We start from the raw sequence: 307 nt of genomic DNA on the forward strand, positions 1-307 counted from the left end.
AGTGTGCAAATCATTGCCCGCGATGGTGAGCCGGAGTACGCGGTACTGCCCTGGGCCGATTATCAGGCCCTGCTGCAGGCCGCAGGACACCAGCCTGCCGTCGAATCCGGTCGCGAACAGCCTGATCCGGAGGTCGTGAGACCCGGGCTCGATCAACTGCGGGCACTGCGTGAAGGCAAGGGGCTGACGGCCGAGGCGCTGGCGCGCAGTGTCGGTATCAGCCCGCACTATCTGGTGATGATCGAGCGTGGCGAGCGTCAACCGGATGCGGCCATCCTGAGGTCACTGGCATGGTCGCTGGGGTTGG

Annotated in this window: 1 protein-coding gene; it reads left to right on the forward strand. The window is 65.5% G+C overall.

Annotated elements, in window-relative coordinates:
• A partial coding sequence (locus tag J0A65_RS26915) for a helix-turn-helix transcriptional regulator (RefSeq protein ID WP_206597222.1) occupies positions 1-307 on the forward strand: 307 nt, incomplete at both ends.

It is taken from the genome of Bowmanella yangjiangensis (assembly GCF_017255015.1).
Taxonomy (GTDB): Bacteria; Pseudomonadota; Gammaproteobacteria; order Enterobacterales; family Alteromonadaceae; genus Bowmanella; species Bowmanella yangjiangensis.